Source organism: Vibrio sp. 2134-1 (assembly GCF_033339495.1).
The window spans coordinates 1-749 of record NZ_JAWOUS010000355.1 but is presented as its reverse complement, the minus strand read 5'-3'; the positions used below and the strand labels follow the sequence as shown (position 1 = coordinate 749).

Annotated in this window: 1 protein-coding gene; it reads right to left on the bottom strand. The window is 46.1% G+C overall.

The features are described from left to right. Window positions 1–749 (bottom strand): tRNA sulfurtransferase (locus tag R7R78_RS25960; RefSeq protein WP_225474590.1); only part of this gene is annotated, 749 nt, incomplete at both ends.

Genomic DNA, 749 nt, shown 5'->3' with positions numbered 1-749 from the left:
CTTCACCCGTTACCAACGCTTCAATCTTAAACTTCTCAGCAATCATGCCAGCAGCGCGCATGAACATACGCTTCAAGATGACGCCCATTTGACCGTCATCTACTTTCTCAAGAATTTCAGCAACCACAGGTTCGAAATCAACAGAGATGAAACGCACTTTCGCTGATGAGCCGTATTTGTTCCACAGGTAGTGAGAAACCTGCTTAACGCCGATTTCATGAGCTGGGCCACCTAGGTTAAAGAAACAGTAGTGAACTTTAGAACCACGTTTGATGTGTAGGTAGCTTGATACACCAGAGTCGAAACCACCTGAGATCAGGCTTAGTACGTCTTCTTGAGTACCTAGAGGGAAGCCACCTAGACCTTTGTGACGTGCCAACACTTGGTTAAGTTTGTCACCCGATACTTCAACTTTTACCGTCACATCAGGGTTGTGCAATTTAACGCGTGCGCTTTCTACTGCTTGGTTTAGACCACCACCAACGTAACGTTCAAGCTCGATAGACGTGAAGTCATGCTTACCACGGCGTTTTGCACGAACCACAAACGTTTTATTTTCAATAAGCGGACGGCTAAGTTCCAGCACCTGCTCGTAGATGTCGTGCAGGTCTTTAAACTCAGATTGCTTCACTTCTAGAACGTGATGAATGCCTGGCGTGTGAGTCAGGATTTCTAAAACTTCAGCGTGGTATTCGTTGCTCTCAGAGGTCACTTCAATGTGATCACGACGGTTAAATACTGCGACAGAT